Annotated in this window: 19 protein-coding genes and 1 pseudogene; 14 read left to right on the top strand and 6 right to left on the bottom strand. The window is 68.8% G+C overall.

Annotated features, from left to right (window positions below):
• Positions 1-1,158 carry an acyl-CoA dehydrogenase family protein gene (locus ACIO3S_RS12830; RefSeq protein WP_400463833.1) on the bottom strand — a complete coding sequence of 386 codons (1,158 nt, stop codon included), beginning with the start codon at positions 1,156-1,158 and terminating at the stop codon, positions 1-3.
• 36 nt (positions 1,159-1,194) lie between these two features.
• Positions 1,195-1,800 carry a TetR/AcrR family transcriptional regulator gene (locus ACIO3S_RS12825; protein ID WP_400463830.1) on the bottom strand — a complete coding sequence of 202 codons (606 nt, stop codon included), beginning with the start codon at positions 1,798-1,800 and terminating at the stop codon, positions 1,195-1,197.
• Positions 1,801-1,947: 147 nt separating this feature from the next.
• Here ACIO3S_RS12825 and ACIO3S_RS12820 point away from each other — a divergent pair, with 147 nt between their 5' ends.
• The 12 genes from ACIO3S_RS12820 (at position 1,948) to ACIO3S_RS12765 (ending at position 12,187) form a co-directional block, all read left to right on the top strand.
• Positions 1,948-2,403 (top strand): type II 3-dehydroquinate dehydratase, encoded by a 456-nt coding sequence (locus tag ACIO3S_RS12820; protein ID WP_400463827.1) that lies wholly within the window; start codon positions 1,948-1,950, stop codon positions 2,401-2,403.
• 120 nt (positions 2,404-2,523) lie between these two features.
• Positions 2,524-3,090: an elongation factor P gene (gene efp / locus ACIO3S_RS12815; RefSeq protein ID WP_160022946.1), complete on the top strand. Its 567-nt coding sequence runs from the start codon at positions 2,524-2,526 to the stop codon at positions 3,088-3,090.
• Between the two features lie 3 nt (positions 3,091-3,093).
• Positions 3,094-3,507, top strand: coding sequence for a transcription antitermination factor NusB (gene nusB, locus ACIO3S_RS12810; protein ID WP_160022948.1), 414 nt, complete (start codon positions 3,094-3,096; stop codon positions 3,505-3,507).
• A gap of 173 nt (positions 3,508-3,680) precedes the next feature.
• Entirely contained in the window at positions 3,681-4,862 is a 1,182-nt protein-coding gene (locus ACIO3S_RS12805) for a MinD/ParA family protein (protein WP_400463823.1), read from the top strand.
• Between the two features lie 24 nt (positions 4,863-4,886).
• Positions 4,887-5,897 (top strand): NADPH:quinone reductase, encoded by a 1,011-nt coding sequence (locus ACIO3S_RS12800; RefSeq protein WP_400463820.1) that lies wholly within the window; start codon positions 4,887-4,889, stop codon positions 5,895-5,897.
• Positions 5,898-5,959: 62 nt separating this feature from the next.
• Positions 5,960-6,535: a bifunctional pyr operon transcriptional regulator/uracil phosphoribosyltransferase PyrR gene (pyrR, locus tag ACIO3S_RS12795; RefSeq protein WP_400463817.1), complete on the top strand. Its 576-nt coding sequence runs from the start codon at positions 5,960-5,962 to the stop codon at positions 6,533-6,535.
• Positions 6,532-7,473, top strand: coding sequence for an aspartate carbamoyltransferase catalytic subunit (locus ACIO3S_RS12790; RefSeq protein WP_400463814.1), 942 nt, complete (start codon positions 6,532-6,534; stop codon positions 7,471-7,473). The genes pyrR and ACIO3S_RS12790 overlap by 4 nt, the downstream gene beginning before the upstream one ends.
• On the top strand, positions 7,470-8,759 hold the full coding sequence (locus ACIO3S_RS12785) for a dihydroorotase (protein ID WP_400463811.1): 1,290 nt from the start codon (positions 7,470-7,472) through the stop codon (positions 8,757-8,759). Before ACIO3S_RS12790 ends, ACIO3S_RS12785 begins: the two co-directional genes overlap by 4 nt.
• 11 nt (positions 8,760-8,770) lie before the next feature.
• The gene (locus ACIO3S_RS12780) at positions 8,771-9,532 is read left to right on the top strand and encodes a class I SAM-dependent methyltransferase (RefSeq protein ID WP_400463808.1); all 762 of its coding nucleotides are present in this window, start codon (positions 8,771-8,773) and stop codon (positions 9,530-9,532) included.
• 10 nt (positions 9,533-9,542) lie between these two features.
• Positions 9,543-9,893, top strand: coding sequence for a DUF2200 domain-containing protein (locus tag ACIO3S_RS12775; protein WP_400463805.1), 351 nt, complete (start codon positions 9,543-9,545; stop codon positions 9,891-9,893).
• 127 nt (positions 9,894-10,020) lie between these two features.
• On the top strand, positions 10,021-11,643 hold the full coding sequence (locus ACIO3S_RS12770) for an ABC-F family ATP-binding cassette domain-containing protein (protein ID WP_400463802.1): 1,623 nt from the start codon (positions 10,021-10,023) through the stop codon (positions 11,641-11,643).
• Between the two features lie 109 nt (positions 11,644-11,752).
• Positions 11,753-12,187, top strand: coding sequence for a hypothetical protein (locus ACIO3S_RS12765; RefSeq protein ID WP_400463799.1), 435 nt, complete (start codon positions 11,753-11,755; stop codon positions 12,185-12,187).
• Here the strand turns inward: ACIO3S_RS12765 and ACIO3S_RS12760 are convergent.
• Positions 12,171-12,362, bottom strand: coding sequence for a type II toxin-antitoxin system VapB family antitoxin (locus ACIO3S_RS12760; RefSeq protein ID WP_400463796.1), 192 nt, complete (start codon positions 12,360-12,362; stop codon positions 12,171-12,173). The genes ACIO3S_RS12765 and ACIO3S_RS12760 overlap by 17 nt on opposite strands.
• A gap of 156 nt (positions 12,363-12,518) precedes the next feature.
• Here ACIO3S_RS12760 and ACIO3S_RS12755 point away from each other — a divergent pair, with 156 nt between their 5' ends.
• Positions 12,519-13,106, top strand: coding sequence for an NUDIX hydrolase (locus tag ACIO3S_RS12755; RefSeq protein ID WP_400463793.1), 588 nt, complete (start codon positions 12,519-12,521; stop codon positions 13,104-13,106).
• 4 nt (positions 13,107-13,110) lie between these two features.
• Here the strand turns inward: ACIO3S_RS12755 and ACIO3S_RS12750 are convergent, their stop codons facing one another.
• The 3 genes and pseudogenes from ACIO3S_RS12750 to ACIO3S_RS12740 all read right to left on the bottom strand — a co-directional run bounded on the left by ACIO3S_RS12750 (position 13,111) and on the right by ACIO3S_RS12740 (position 14,832).
• Positions 13,111-13,854, bottom strand: coding sequence for a YhcG family protein (locus ACIO3S_RS12750; RefSeq protein ID WP_400463790.1), 744 nt, complete (start codon positions 13,852-13,854; stop codon positions 13,111-13,113).
• Positions 13,855-13,952: 98 nt separating this feature from the next.
• Positions 13,953-14,132: pseudogene (locus tag ACIO3S_RS12745) on the bottom strand (DUF1016 N-terminal domain-containing protein); the annotation flags it as partial.
• A 166-nt stretch (positions 14,133-14,298) separates the two neighbouring features.
• Entirely contained in the window at positions 14,299-14,832 is a 534-nt protein-coding gene (locus ACIO3S_RS12740) for an endonuclease V (RefSeq protein ID WP_400463787.1), read from the bottom strand.
• A gap of 109 nt (positions 14,833-14,941) precedes the next feature.
• Between ACIO3S_RS12740 and ACIO3S_RS12735 the strand changes: the two genes are divergently transcribed.
• Complete coding sequence (locus tag ACIO3S_RS12735; RefSeq protein WP_400463784.1) at positions 14,942-15,919, top strand: AIM24 family protein; 978 nt, start codon at positions 14,942-14,944, stop codon at positions 15,917-15,919.
• Positions 15,920-16,017 lie beyond the last annotated feature (98 nt).

Raw genomic sequence — 16,017 nt, 5'->3', positions numbered from 1 at the left:
TCACAGACCCATGTCCTTGGCGATGATCAGCTTCATGACCTCGGAGGTGCCGCCGTAGATGCGGTTGACGCGGTTGTCGGCGTAGAGGCGGGCGATGGGGTACTCGTTCATGTAGCCGTAGCCGCCGTGGAGCTGGAGGCAGCGGTCGATGACGCGGTGGGCGACCTCCGTGCAGAAGAGCTTGGCGGAGGCGGCCTCGGCGGCGGTGAGGGTGCCGGCGTCCTCGGCCTCGATGGCGCGGTCGACCACGGCCTCGGCGGCGTCCACCTCGGCCTTGCAGGCGGCCAGCTCGAACTTGGTGTTCTGGAAGGAGGCGACGGTGGTGCCGAAGACCTTGCGGTCGTGGACGTAGGCCTTGGCGAACTCGACTGCGGCCGCGGCCTGGGCGTAGGCGCCGACGGCGATGCCGAGACGCTCGACGGGCAGGTTCTGACCGAGGTAGGAGAAGCCCTTGCCGACCTCGCCGAGTACGTCCTCGACGGGGACCTGCACGTCGGTGAAGGAGAGCTCGGCGGTGTCGGAGACCTTGAGCCCGAGCTTGTCGAGCTTGCGGCCGACCTCGTAGCCCGGGAGCGAGGTGTCGACGGCGAGCAGGGTGATCCCGCCACGGCGGTCGTCGGCGGACGCCGGCGCGGTGCGGGCGCAGACGATCACCCGGTCGGCGTTGACGCCGCCGGTGATGAAGGTCTTGGCGCCGTTGAGGATGTAGTGCTTGCCGTCCTCGGTGAGCTTGGCGTTGGTGGTCATGCCGGCGAGGTCGGAGCCGGTGCCGGGCTCGGTCATCGCGATCGCCCACATCTCCTCACCGGAGACGAATCCGGGCATCCAGCGCTCCATCTGCTCCTTGGTGCCGAGCTTGAGGAGGTAGGGCAGGCACAGTCCGACGTGGGTGCTGGAGCCGCCGAAGGAGACGCCGGCGCGGGCGAGCTCCTCGGTGATGACGGCGGAGTACTTGAACGACTCGATCCCGGCGCCGCCGTACTCCTCGGGCACCTGGATGCCCCACACGCCGAGCTCACCGAGCTTGAGGTAGAAGTCGTGGGGGACGATCCCGGCCTCGTACCACTCGTCGTAGACCGGGGTGACCTCCTTCTCGATGAACGAGCGGATGGTCTCGCGGAAGGACTGGTGGTCCTCGGTGTAGATGGTGCGGCGCATGATGGTGCTTTCTCCTCGGGTGCTTTCCGGTGGGGATCAGGGGCGGGCGCCGACGACGCGGAGCGCCAGGTCGGCATAGAAGTCGGCGAGGTCCTCGGGGGTCCAGGAGCCGTCGTCGCGGTACCACCGGGCCAGGTCGATGCCGAGCGAGAGCAGGGCGGTGGCGGCCTTGGCGGGGTCGGGGGTGTCGAAGTCGCCGCTGCGTACGCCTTCCTCGACGACCTCGCGCATGACGGTGTCGATGGCGCGGCGCAGCCCCGCGATCTCGCGGAAGTGCTCCTCGGTCAGCGCGGCGAGCTCGTAGTTGATGACCCGGGCCGTCGTGTGGGAGCGCGCGTGGAAGAGGACATAGGTGCGTACGGCGGCCGCGACCCGCTCTGCGGGCGTGGCGTCGGCGCGGGTGGCGTCGGTGACCGCCTCGAGGATCACCTCGTGGCCACGCACCGCGATCGCGTGGAGGAGCTCCTCCTTGGAGCGGTGGTGGACGTAGACCGCGGCCGGGCTCAGTCCAGCCGCCGTGGCGATGTCGCGGGTGCTGGTGCCGTGGAACCCCTTGGCGGAGAATGCCTGGACCGCCGCGTCGAGCAGACGGGCACGGCTACGGTCGCCGCGCGCCTGGGTGCTGGTGCGGAGCTCGTTCATCGCCCTCCTCATGTCGGAGTCTCGTGTCGGAGTCTCCTGGTGTCGGATCCAGTGTCGCACAATATAAGTGAGCGCTTAGATTGGGATCGCCGTCACCGGTGTCGAGACGGCCCAGAGACCGCCCAGAGCCCGTGACAGGATGACCGGGTGAGCAAGAAGCTACAGCCGGTCCTGGTCCTCAACGGCCCCAACCTCGGTCGTCTCGGGAAGCGTCAGCCCGAGATCTACGGGCACACCACCCACGACGAGCTCGCCGCGATGTGCGTCGACTGGGGTCATGCGCTCGGCTTCGCCGTGGACGTACGTCAGACCAACCACGAGGGCGACATGGTCGACTGGCTCAACGCCGCGGCCGACAAGGGCATCCCGGTCGTGCTCAACGCCGCCGCCTGGACCCACTACTCCTACGCCATCTACGACGCCTGCGCGCAGCTGACCGCTCCGCTGGTCGAGGTGCACATCTCCGAGCCGCTCGAGCGCCCAGAGGTCTTTCGGCACACCAGCGTCATCACCCCACACGCGGTCGCGGTCGTCGCGGGCAAGGGCATCGACGGCTACCACGAGGCGCTCTCGGTCATCGCCGCGAAGCTCGGCACCGCGTGACGGATTGGGTCGGCGTACGTCTGTTGACTAGGATTCTCTGAGGCCCTTCGGGCCCCACGAACATTGACAATTGAAGCCTGCATCGGTGCAGGTCAAAGAGACGAAGGCTGACGGACGGTTATGGCGACGACGAACGACCTCAAGAACGGCATGGTGCTGAAGATCGAGGGCCAGCTCTGGCAGGTGGTCGAGTTCCAGCACGTGAAGCCCGGCAAGGGTCCGGCCTTCGTCCGCACCAAGCTGAAGAACGTCGAGTCGGGCAAGAACGTCGACAAGACCTTCAACGCCGGCACCAAGGTCGAGACCGCCACGGTCGATCGCCGCTCGTTCCAGTACCTCTACAACGACGGCTCGAACTTCGTCTTCATGGACGTCGCCGACTTCGACCAGGTCGAGGTCGGCCCGGAGATCATCGGCGACAGCGCCGGCTTCCTCCTGGAGAACCAGGAGGTCATCCTGGCCACCAACGAGGGTCGCGTGCTCTTCGTCGAGCTCCCGCCGTCGGTCGAGCTCGTCATCTCCTACACCGAGCCCGGTGTCATGGGTGACTCGGCCACCGGCCGCACCAAGCCCGCCACCCTGGAGACCGGCGCCGAGATCCAGGTGCCGCTCTTCATCGAGCAGGGCGAGAAGATCAAGGTCGACACCCGCGAGGGCGGTTCCTACCTCTCCCGCGTCAAGGGCTGACCTGTGGCTCACGTCGCCACCGCCCGCACCAAGGCCCGTAAGCGCGCGCTCGACCTGCTCTTCGCCGCTGAAGCCCGTGGACTCTCCGCCGGTGATCTGCTCGACCAGCAGATCCGCGAGGGTGAGGTGCCCAACAACCCCTTCACGGTCAAGCTCGTCCGTGGCGTGGTCGCCGAGTCCGAGCGCATCGACGCTCTGATCGCCGCCTTCGCCAAGGACTGGTCGCTGGCCCGGATGCCCGCGGTCGACCGCAACGTCCTCCGCCTCGGCGTCTGGGAGCTCCTCGACGGCGATGTCGCCTCCGAGGTCGCGATCAGTGAGGCCACCGCACTGGTGACCGAGCTGTCGACCGACGACTCGCCGTCCTTCGTCAACGGCGTGCTCGCCGCGGTCGCGAAGGACCTCGCCAAGGCCTGATCGGCACGAGACGTACGCCTGTCCGGGACCGTTCCGGGCAGGCGTAGCGTCATTTCGGGTGCGGCGCGACGCGTGTGTTTTCCGGTTATCGACGATTGCTTCGGTCGGGACCGTATGTTTGGACCCAAGGCTGTGATGGAGGCCGTAACCAAGCACCCGTATTCGGAGAGCGCATGACGCAGGAGAACAACCCCTACGACGAGCCGGACTCGCGCACCCGGCCGGCCGGCACACCCTCGCACTGGGTGACGCCGCCCCCGCCGAACACGGCGGGAAGGCCGGTGACGCCCCCCAGCCAGCCCCATCCGGACCCGAGTCAGGAGGCGACTCGCATCACCAACCCACAGGTCACCACGACACCCGCCCCGCCCCCTCCGGTGGCGGTGGCACCGCCGCCCCCGGCCGTTCACGGGCAGGAGGTCCCCAGCGCGACCGACTTCCTCGACCGGCGCGCGGAGTCGGCCGGGTTCGGCCCCGCGACCTGGGGCTGGCGAGGCGCGATCCGCAGGATGTCCGGCGGGCTGATCAGCCCGAAGATGGGGCAGGACGAGGTCGCCTACGAGCAGGACCGGGCGATGATCCAGCGCGACTTCGACGGACCGCGCACGATCGTCTTCATCAACCCCAAGGGCGGCGCCGCCAAGACGACCGGCGTGCTCGCGGCGGGCTACACCTTCGGCACCGTGCGCGGTGGCGGGATCGTGGCCTGGGACAACAACGAGACCCGCGGCACCCTCGGCATCCGCGGCATGCGGAGCACCCACCGCAACACCACCCGCGAGCTGCTCGACAACCTGGCCGCGTTCAACAACGTCTACCAATCCCGCATCGGCGACCTCGGTGCCTTCGTACGCTCCCAGGGCGACGCCCACTTCGATGTGCTCGCCTCCGACGAGCGGCCCGATGTCACCGGCCAGATCCACGCCGACGACTTCGGGCAGGTGCACCAGTTGCTGGAGCGCTTCTACAAGGTGATCCTGGTCGACACCGGCAACAACATGCGTGCCGAGAACTGGCTGGCCGCGGCCGACACCGCCGATCTGCTGGTGGTCACCTCGACGGTGCGCGAGGACACCGGCTACAGCGGCCTGTGGATGCTCGACGCGCTCCAGGAGTCCGGCTACGCCGACCTCAAGCTGAAGACGATCACCGTGCTTTCCGACCCGTCCCCGAAGGTCGACACCAACCTGGCCCGCGACCTCACCGAGGTCTACCAGCAGCGCACCCGCGGGGTCTACCGGGTTCCGTTCGACCCGGTGCTCGTCGCGGGGTCCACGGTGCAGTACTCCCAGCTCTCGGAGGACACCAAGATGTCGTGGCTCAAGGCCTGCGCTGGGATGGCGCACGCGCTCTAGCCATCGGCCGCTAACGTCGGAGTCATGCGCGCAGTCGTCTACTCCGAGAACGGTCCCTCCTCCGCCATGCGTCTGACCGAGCGCCCGGTACCGAAGCCCGGCCCGGGCGAGGTCCTGGTCAGACTGGTGCGGGCGGGAGTCAATCCCACCGACTGGAAGGTACGCGCCGGCCTGAGCGCAACCTTGACGACTCCCGAGGCGACCCCGGGCCAGGACGGCGCCGGCGTGATCGAGGAGATCGGCGAGGGCGTCACCGACCACGTCGTCGGTCAGCCGGTCTGGCTCTTCATGGTCCAGCACGGGCAGCCCTGGGGGACCGCGGCGGAGTACGTCACGGTGCCGGCCCACAAGGCCGTCGAGCTGGCCGCAGGCGCCTCCTACGACCTCGGCGCCTCGCTCGGCGTCCCGGCGATGACCGCCCACCGGGCGCTCACCTCCGGGTCGGTGGAGCGGGTGGCCCCCGAGTCGTTCAGCGGCCTCACCATCCTGGTCCACGGCGGCGCCGGAGCGGTCGGCAACGCCGCGATCCAGCTCGCCGTGTGGGCCGGGGCGACGGTGATCACCACGGTCAGCTCTCCGGAGAAGGCGGCCCTGGCGAAGGCCGCCGGGGCGCACCACATCGTCAACTACCGCGAGGGCGATCCGGCCGCCGCGATCCGCGAGATCGCACCCGACGGCGTCGACCAGATCGTCGAGGTCGCTCCGGCGGTCAACAACGACCTGGACCGCGCGGTCATCGCCAAGCGCGGCACGATCGCGATCTACGCCAACAACGGCGGCGACGAGCTCACGATGCCGCTGCGAGCCACCTTCTCGCTCAACCTGCGCTACCAGTTCATCCAGCTCTACGGCATCGAGGAGGCGCAGATCCAGGCCGCCGCCGACGACGTCGCCGCAGCCGTGGCGGCAGGGGCGCTGCGGGTCGGACCGGAGGGTGGCGTACCCCTTCACCACTACCGGCTCGAGGAGACCGCCGCCGCCCACGACGCGGTCGAAGCCGGTGCCGTCGGGAAAGTGCTGATCGACCTGGAGTGAGGATAGGGTTGGCCCGATCCTTTAACGAGCCGTCCCGTGAGGCGGAGAAGGAGACCACAACCTTGTCTGATGCCCTGCAAGAGCCGTCGACCGATGGTCGCGTCGTGCTCGATGCCCGTGACATCTCCCGGGCGCTCACCCGGATCTCCCACGAGATCCTGGAGCGCAACCGCGACGCGGAAGACCTGGTGCTCCTGGGTCTGCACACCCGCGGAGTGCCGCTGGCCAAGCGGATCGCCGCTCGGATCGAGGCCGCCGAAGGTCACCCGGTCGCCCACGGCGCGCTCGACGTGACGATGTACCGCGACGACCTGCGCACCCACCCGACCCGCGCGCCGCACCACACCGAGATCCCGCCGGGCGGCATCGACGGCAAGACCGTGGTGCTGGTCGACGACGTGCTCTTCTCGGGCCGCACCGTCCGCGCCGCGCTCGACGCCCTGGCAGACTACGGCCGCCCTGCTGTCGTACGTCTGGCCGTTCTCGTCGACCGCGGCCACCGGCAGCTGCCGATCCGGGCCGACCACGTCGGCAAGAACCTCCCCACCGCCCGCTCCGAGCGGGTCGGGCTGAGCCTGGAGGAGACCGACGGCATCGACGAGGTACGCATCGTGGAGCTCGAGGGGGTTCCGGCATGACGAAGCATCTTCTGTCCATCGACGACGTGAGCGCGGAGGAGATCCAGCGGCTCTTCGCGACCGCCGCCGAGATGCACGACGTCCAGAAGCGTGAGGTCAAGAAGCTCCCGGCGCTGCGCGGGCGTACGGTGATCAACCTCTTCTTCGAGGACTCGACCCGCACCCGGTCCTCCTTCGAGATCGCGGGGAAGTGGCTCTCGGCCGACGTGATCAACCTGTCCGCGAAGGGCTCTTCGACCTCGAAGGGGGAGTCGCTGCGCGACACCGTGCTGACCGTGACCGCGATGGGCGTCGACGGCCTGGTGATGCGCCACTCGGCCTCCGGCGCGGCCCATCAGGTCGCCGGCTGGCTCGACATCCCCGTGATCAACGCCGGTGACGGGATGCACGAGCACCCGACCCAGGCTCTGCTCGACGGCTACACGCTCCAGCGCCAGCTCGGCGGCCCTGGCTCCCTGGAGGGCAAGCGGATCGCGATCGTCGGCGACCTGACCCACTCGCGGGTGTTCCGGTCGAACGTGAAGTCGCTGACCAAGCTCGGAGCCTCCGTGGTCGCCGTCGCCCCGCCCACGCTGATGCCCTCGGGCATCGCCGAGTGGGCCAAGGCCGACGGGTTCGCCACCTCTTACACGTTGGACGACGTGTTGCCCGAGGTCGACGCGGTGATGATGCTGCGCGTCCAGCGCGAGCGGATGAGCGGTGGCTACTTCCCGACGTCGAGGGAGTACACCGTCGGCTACGGACTCACCCGTCAGCGGCTCGGAATGCTGCGCGAGGGCGCGCCGATCCTGCACCCCGGGCCGATGAACCGCGGCCTGGAGATCTCTCCCGAGGCAGCTGACGCCGCCTCCTCGCGGATCCTCGACCAGGTTTCGGCCGGGGTCGCGATCCGGATGTCCGTCCTCTACCACCTGCTTGCCGGCGAGGAGTCCGCATGAGTTTGTTGATCAAGGGAGTCTCCGTCCTCGGGGCCGAGCCGACCGATGTCCACGTCGACGGGGGAGTGATCCGAGAGATCGGCACGCTCTCCGCGACCGTCGATGAGGTGGTCGACGCCTCCGGTCTCGTCCTCCTTCCGGGGCTGGTCGACCTGCACACCCACCTGCGCCAGCCGGGCCGCGAGGACGCCGAGACCGTCGCCTCGGGTGCGGCGGCGGCTGCCGCCGGCGGCTACACCGCCGTACTGGCGATGGCCAACACCTCACCCGTCACCGACACGGCCGAGGCCGCGGTCTCGGTGTGGGACCTCGGCCGCGAGGCCGGTCTGGCCGACGTGTTCCCGGTCGGCGCGGTGACCAAGGGACTGGCCGGTGAGGAGCTCGCCGAGCTGTCCCTGATGAACCGGTCCCGGGCGGGCGTCAAGGTCTTCTCCGACGACGGCCGCTGCGTCTCGGACCCGCGGGTGATGCGACGGGCGCTGGAGTACGTCAAGGCGTTCGGCGGCGTGATCTCCCAGCACTCCCAGGATCCGTCGCTGGCGCCCTACGGCTCGGCCTGCTGCCACGAGGGCGAGCTCTCCGGCCGGCTCGGTCTGCCCGGCTGGCCGGGAGTAGCCGAGGAGGTCATCGTCGCCCGCGACGTGATGCTCGCCCGCCACACCGGCTCGCGCGTGCACGTCGCCCATGCCTCGACCGCGGGCACCGTCGAGGTGCTGCGCTGGGCGAAGGCGCAGGCGGAGAAGGACGGCAGCTGGGCGGTGACCGCGGAGGTCACCCCGCATCACCTGCTGCTGACCACCGACCTGCTCGCCGGCTACGACCCGACCTTCAAGGTCAACCCGCCTCTGCGCCCCGCCGAGGACGTCGAGGCCCTGCGGGCGGCGCTGGCCGACGGCACCATCGACGCGGTCGCCACCGACCACGCCCCGCACGCTCGCCAGGACAAGGAGCACGCCTTCGTTGACGCGGCGTTCGGGATGCTCGGGCTCGAGGAGGCGCTCTCGGTCGTCTCGACCGTCATGGTCACCTCGGGTCTGCTGGACTGGGCCGGTGTCGCCCGGGTCATGTCCGCGACCCCGGCCCGGATCGCCGGCCTCGAGGAGCACGGGCGTCCGATCGCGGTCGGAGAGCCAGCCAACCTGGCTCTGGTCGACCCGTCCGCGACCTACGTCGTGGATCGCGACCGTTCGCTCTCGCTCTCCCGCAACAACCCCTGGCACGACCGCAAGCTCACTGGCCGCGTCGTCGCCACCTACCTGCGGGGGAAGCAGACCTACGCCGGTTAGGCTCCACCGCCATGACCGACGTCTTCTCCGACAAGCTCGCGCAGTGGCGTGCCTACACCGCGACCCCGTGGGGCCGGATCCGCTACAGCGTGGTCGAGGAGATTCTCCGGCGCCAGTGTGCGGACCTGGGTGACGGGCTGCGGATCCTCGACGTCGGCGGCGGGGACGGGATGGACGCGCTGCCGCTGGCACTGGCCGGTCACGACGTCACGATCCTCGACCCGTCTGAGTCCTGGCTGGCGGAGGCGAAGCGTCGGGCGGTAGAGGCGGGCACGTCGCTGACCACGCTCGTCGGCGGTCTCGAGGATCTGCCCGACGGGGAGTGGGACCTGGTCCTGTGCCACTTCGTGCTGCAGTACCGCCCAGCCGAGCCCGGAGACGTACGCCGCCTCGCGGCCGCCGTGCGACCGGGTGGGCGCCTCTCGGTGATGGTCCCCAACCCGGCGAGCATGGTGCTGCGTCAGCTGGTCACGCGCGGACCCGAGGCCGCTCTCACCGAGCTGCGCGCGGACACCAAGCGGGCCGTGACCTTCGAGCATGACGTACGCAAGGTGCCGATGGCTGATCTCGAGGCCGAGGTCGTCTCCGCGGGGCTGGAGCTCACCGGCCGGTTCGGCACCAGGATCGCCAACGACCTGCTCACCGACGACGCCGCCAAGTCCGACCCTGCCTACTTCGACCGTCTCCTCGAGCTCGAGCGCGAGCTGTGCGACCAGGAGCCGTTCGTACGTATCGCCGGGATGTACCAGCTCGTCGCGGAACGTCCGGGCTAGGCTCGGGAACGTGGATAACCTCGAGCGCGTCTACAAGATGCCCTTCGGCTCCGTCTACCCGCACTATGTGACGAAGGTGGAGAGGAAGGGCCGCACCACGGCCGAGCTGCACCAGGTGATCACCTGGCTGACGGGTTTCGACGACGACGCGATCGCGAAGCACGTCGAGGCGGGGACGAGCTTCGAGGAGTTCTTCGCCGCGGCCGACCTCAACCCGAGCTCGGAGCTGATCACCGGTGTGGTCTGTGGCGTGCGGGTCCAGGAGATCGAGGACCCGGTCATGCGGCAGGTGCGCTACCTCGACAAGCTCGTCGACGAGCTGGCCAAGGGCAAGGCGATGGAGAAGATCCTGCGCGGATAATCGGTTGGACGCCGCGGCCGTCGGCCGCGTACTCTTTACCCATCATGAAGATCTTGCGCTGACCTCCGACCTGCGCCCGAGGCACATGCCCGGCGGGTCGTCCTCGAACCCGAAGGCCAGCGCTCTCATGTCATCTTCCATCGTCTCCGGACCCATCGTCGTCCGCGACCTCTCCGTCTCCTTCCGCAGCGGCTCCGTCCTCGCCGGGATAGACCTCACCGTCCCCCCGGGCGAGCGGATCGCGCTCGTGGGGGAGAACGGCGCCGGCAAGTCCACGTTGCTCCGCGCTATCGCACACCGACTGCCGCCCACCGCCCAACGCACAGGCACGCTCGAGGCACCCGACGACCTCGTCTGGCTGCCGCAGGAGCCGCCGTTCCGCGACGCGGCGAGCATCGAGGACGTACTAGCCACCACCCTGCGTCCGCTCCGAGAGGCGGTCGCGACGGTCGAGACGCTGGCCGACCGTCTCGACGACCCCGAGGTCGCCGAGACGTACGCGAGCGCGCTCGACTTCGCGGTGGCCCACGACGCGTGGGACGCCGATCGGCGAGCCATCTTGGCCGCCGAGCGTCTCGGCCTCAGCGGCCTTGACCTCGAGCGTCCGATCAGCACGCTCTCCGGCGGGCAGCGGACCAGGCTGGCACTGGCCACCGCGATCACCCGGCGGCCCGACGCACTGCTGCTCGACGAGCCGACCAACCACCTCGACGACGAGGCGGTCGCCGTGCTGGGGGAGTTCCTGCGTGACCTCCCCGGCGTCGTGCTGATGGCCTCCCACGATCGCGTCTTCCTCGACGAGGTCGCCACCGGCCTCTGCGATCTCGACCCGACGGCCTTCGGCACCGACGGCGCCGGCGGGCGCCTCTTCGGCGGCGGCTGGAGCGCCTACGAGGAGGCACGGCAGGCCGCTCGCGAGCGGTGGGAGCAGACGTACGCAGAGCAGCAGGACGAGCTCAAGCGTCTCCGCACCGCGACCAAGATCGGCAACGACGCGATCGCCCACAACCGCGGCCCGACCGACAACGACAAGTTCATCTACAAGTTCAAGGGCAGCAACGTCGAGCGCACTGTCGCCCGCCGCAAGAAGGACGCCAACCGCCGGCTGGAGGAGGCCGAGGAGGCACAGGTACGCAAGCCACCGCCGCCTCTGCGGCTTAACGCCGCTCTGTCGGCTGCCGGCGCGAGCGGCAGGATGGTCGTCGTACGCGACCTGGTGGTCGAGGAGCGGGTCAGCCTGCCGGTCCTGGACATCATGGCGGGGGAGCACCTGCTGATCACCGGACCCAACGGCAGCGGCAAGTCCACGCTGCTCGGAGTGATCTCCGGGCGTGTGAAGCCGACCTCCGGGGAGGTCCAGGTCAGCGCCCGTCACGTCGAGGAGCTCACCCAGGACCCGCAGTTCGGGGACCTGCGCCGCAAGGTCGCCGACGTCTACCTGGAGTCGGTGGGGGAGGTGCTGGCGACCCAGGTGCCGCTACGTGACCTGGGCCTGGTCCACCCGCGCGACCTCAACCGGCCCGTCGGCGCGCTGAGCGTCGGCCAGCGCCGGCGGCTCGACCTGGCGATCGCCATCGCCACCGGCCCGGACCTGCTGCTTCTCGACGAGCCCACCAACCACATCTCGCTCACCCTGGCAGGCGAGCTGGAGGAGGCGATCGGGGTCACCCCGGGCACCGTCGTCGTCGCTTCCCACGACCGCTGGCTGCGGCGGCGCTGGTCGGGTCCGGAGCACCGTCTCGTGCCCTGAGGCGCCGCGGGCGGGCCACTTGCGGACGAAACCCTGTGGATGAGCAGAGTTATCCACAGGCGCCGAGATCGTCGTTGTCCTCCTCGACAGGCCATGGTGCCTTTGACCCATGACCGACAAGATTCCGTACGCTCCAGTCCTCCGCACCCAGGCCGACGTCGAAGCCGCCTGGCGACATCTGATCAACCCCCTCGGCTGGCCCGAGCCCCGGTTGTGGTTCATGTTGGTCGATCCCGACGGGGTGCCGTTCCCGCAGCTGTGTCAGATCGAGGGGCTGCCGGTGGAGATCGCCGACGACGGTGCTGCCAACCTCGCCACGATGCTGCGTGACCTGGTCGATGCGCACGGCTTCGACCGGGTCGAGCTCCTGCTGTGCCGCCCGGGCGGTGGCCCACCCAGCCGCTCGGACCGGAAGAACGCTGCCCATCTCTACGGAGCGTGTGCCGCGGCCGCAGTGCCGGTCGATGTCATCCACCTCGCGACCGACCGAGACTTCTGGCCCGTCCCGTTGGACGAGCTCGGCGAGCTCAGAACTCCAGCGTGACCTTCGTGTCGCCGAGCTCGCGCGAGACGATGCTGTCGAACTCCGCCGAGGCGGCCTCACGCTCGACGAGGTCACGCAGCGCGTGGTCGATCGCAGCCTGGTTGGTCGTCGTCCCGGCGATCTTTCTCGCCTCGGCCAACAAGTCCGCGTCGATGCTGATCGACGTCTCGGTCATTGCGTACCCCCGCACGGAAATCTGGATGAAACATCGAAACGCTAGCGGTGCACAACCATGCAACGCAATGACCTGCGACAACCGTCACATCGTGTCGCACTCACCTGACGCCACGCTTGGCCGGGCTGTCGGTGCTCGCCTCTATGGTCCACAGCCATGAGCCCGGAGGACCGACTGCTGACCGACATCACGATCATGGTGGACTCGATCGAGCCGATGGACCCGGTCGAGAGCGGCCACATCGCCGACGCGTCAGCGTGGTTGTGCGTCACCAACGACGTGTTCCGGCGCACCACCGCTCCGACCGAGCCAGCCAAGCACCTGGTCTCCTACTTCCTCCTTGTCGACCCGGTGAGCGGCCACATCCTGCTGGGCGACCATCGCAAGTCGGGGCTGTGGCTGCCGCCAGGAGGTCACGTCGAGCCAGGTGAGAACCCCGCCGACACCGTGCGTCGCGAGTGCCTCGAAGAACTGGGCGTCGAGGCGCGGTTCCACCCTGACCTCGGCCCACGCCCGTTGTTCATCACCGTCACCACGACCCGGCCCGACCGCCCGGATCCGCACACCGACGTCAGCCTCTGGTTCGTGCTCGCCCACGACCACCGAGTCGCTGTGGTGCCGGACGAGCGGGAATACGCCGGTGTGCGCTGGTGGACACCTTCCGAGATCCGCGCCGCGGACGCGCGGTTCTTCGACCCCCACATGGGTCGGATGCTCGACAAGCTGAGGACTGCCGGACTCTGAGGCCTCACTCAGGACCGCTCAGTTCCTGCTGGAGTCGCTCGACGCTCGGGAGGCTAGCCAGCAGTTGATACTCGGCTATTCCGAGCGGCTGCATTGAACCGCGCAGCGAGTACTCCGCGACGACCTGATTGCGGCTCTGGCACAGCAGAATCCCGATCGTCGGGGCATCGTCGGGATGCGCCATCTCCCCGTCGACCGCCGCCAGATAGAAGTTGAGCTGCCCCAGATGCTCGGGCCTGAACTTGCCGGCCTTGAGTTCGATGACGACGTAGCAGCGCAGCCTGAGGTGATAGAAGAGCAGGTCGATGAAGAAGTCCTCCCCGCCGACTTCGAGAGACACCTGGCGCCCGACGTACGCGAACCCGACTCCGAGCTCGACCAAGAACTGGGTGACGTGGTCGACGAGCGCCTGTTCGATGTCCCGTTCGCGCGCTTCGTCGCCGATGCCGAGGAACTGGAAGTTGTAGGGATCTTTGACGATCTCGCGGGCGAGATCAGACGTCTCGGGTGGGAGCGTGCGTTCGAAGTTGGTCACCGCCTGGCCTGAGCGCTCCAGGGTGCGGGCTTCGATGCGGAGCACCAGGACGTTGCGCGACCAGCCGTGCTCAACTGCCGCGCGGGCGTACCTGAGACGGTCTCGGGTGGTGTCGAGCTTCTCGAGCAGGGCGATCTGGTGATACCAGGGCAATTGTGCAAGAGGTGCTTGCACAATTGCCGACACGGGCCAGGCTGCGGCGAAGGCCCGCATATATCTGAGGTTCCGGGCATATATCTGAGGTTCCGGGCTGAGAACCCGGTCATGTCGGGAAACTCCGATCGCAGGTCATCTGCAACGTGGTCGATCACCTTCGCACCCCAGCCTTGAGCGGACTGGCGGTCAACGATCTGGTTGCCGATATGCCAGTAAAGCTGGACGAGCTCGGTGTTGACGGCGAGCGCGGCACGCTGGCGCGCGGTGCGGATCTGGTTCTTGAGGTCACCGAGCCACTCGGTGTAACCCTCGGGCAGCGCAGAGGCGTCGGACATGGGCGTTCTCCTTAGAGGCGTACGAATCACCGCCTGCGATTGCAGGCGGTACGTTCGCCGCTCCTGGAGGCGCCTGTGGCGCTATTACTTACCCTCGCGACTGGCGGCCCCTTCTCGCAGACCTGGCTGGCCCGGTACTTCGGAGTTATCGCCTGAGTTGCCTTGATTAGATCATCTGTTCGTCGGCGGAGACAGGAGGCGCGGCCCGGGCGCGGCGGTCGACGACTCGCAGCGCATCAGGTAGGCGGGCGGAGCCGGCCATGGTGCGGACCAGGTGAGCGGCGTCTGCCAGCGACATTCCGACGGCTGTGACGTACAAGGGCCTTGTCGAGGTTCCGCGGAGGACGGGCTCGGCGTGGGTGGCGGCGCGGAAGCTGGTCTTGGCGACTCCGATGACCGCCGGCGCGAGCCCCGCGTCCCAGACATGCCACCCCAGGCCGGGCCGTCCTGTCGGGTCGAGGTCGACGTAGCCGTCGACGATGAGTACGTCGAGCGGGTCGGCGTCGGCGAGGAGAGCCGTCAGGGCGGGCAACTCTCGCTCGTAGAACCTGCCAGGGGCGTAATCGGCGACGGTACCGAGCCAGGCCGTACGTTCCTCGATGATCGCGCCGAACTCGGGTTCGTCACTCACCACCAGGGCGGCATGCCCCCCACCGGATGGTGGGTAATGGACGTCGGTCGCCCCGAACCTGGTCGTCACGGTCACAGAATAGGGCGGCCGAGTGGAACACCGGTGAGTCGCGCATCAAGCACATGCCAGGATGGAGTCGAGAAGGACCGATGTGGGTCCGTGAACGCAAGGGTTAGAGATGACGGACGCAGCGTGGTACCCGGACCCGACCGGACAGGCCGAGCTTCGCTACTACGACGGGAGCCAGTGGACGGAGCACGTTTCCACGGGCGGGCAGCAGTCGACGGCGCCCCTGACGCCGCCTCAGGCCACTGTGGAGCAGGAGGCGCCGACGCAGGTCGGGTCGGCGCAGGCGGTGCAGGCCGCGTACGGCGAGAGCGCCCAGGCGCAGCCGGCCCAGGCCGCGTCCGCCCAGTACGGCCAGCAGGGCGCCCAGTACGGGCAGCAGGCCGCGCAGGCCCAGCCCACGGGCGACCCGTTCGCCGGGATCTCGGGCGACCTGATCGACGGCCGCTTCGCCGAGATCGAGGGCAGCGGCGCGGTGCTGCAGAACAAGAAGCTCCTGCGCGTGCGCGTCGGGGAGCCGTTCCAGGCGCGCCAGGGCTCGATGGTGGCCTATCAGGGCAACGTGCAGTTCAAGTACCAGGGCGGCGGCGTTGGGAAGTTCCTCAAGAAGGCCGTCACCGGTGAGGGCCTCAGCCTGATGGGCGTCGAGGGTCAGGGCGACGTCTTCCTGGCCGACGCGGCCAAGGAGGTCCACATCCTCCACCTGAACAACTCCGGCATCTCGATCAACGGCGACCACGTGCTCGCCTTCTCCAACAGCCTGCAGTGGAACATCGAGCGGGTCCAGGGTGCCGGGATGCTCACCGGCGGCCTCTTCAACACGACCCTGCGCGGCTCCGGCTGGGTCGCGGTCACCACCGAGGGTGACCCGGTGGTCCTCAACGCAGGCGAGGCGCCCACCTTCACCGACACCAACGCGGTCGTCGGCTGGTCGCTCGGCCTCCAGACCAGCCTGCAGAAGTCGTTCACCGCCGGTGCGCTCATCGGCCGGGGCAGCGGCGAGGCGTTCCAGGTCGCCTTCCACGGCGCCGGCTTCGTCATCGTCCAGCCGTCCGAGGGCGGGGTCGTGCCGCCCCACTCGCACAGCTGAGCCCGACCACAGCTGGCCGAATGCCGCGTACGTCACAGTGCTGGCGTACGCGGCGGACGCCAACTGCCGTCAACCGGCATCTGCTTGATACTGTCACC

Source organism: Nocardioides sp. NPDC087217, from assembly GCF_044744805.1.
In the GTDB taxonomy this organism is placed as follows: Bacteria; Actinomycetota; Actinomycetes; order Propionibacteriales; family Nocardioidaceae; genus Nocardioides.
The sequence above is the reverse complement of the archived record's forward strand: the minus strand, read 5'-3'. Positions and strand labels throughout refer to the sequence as shown.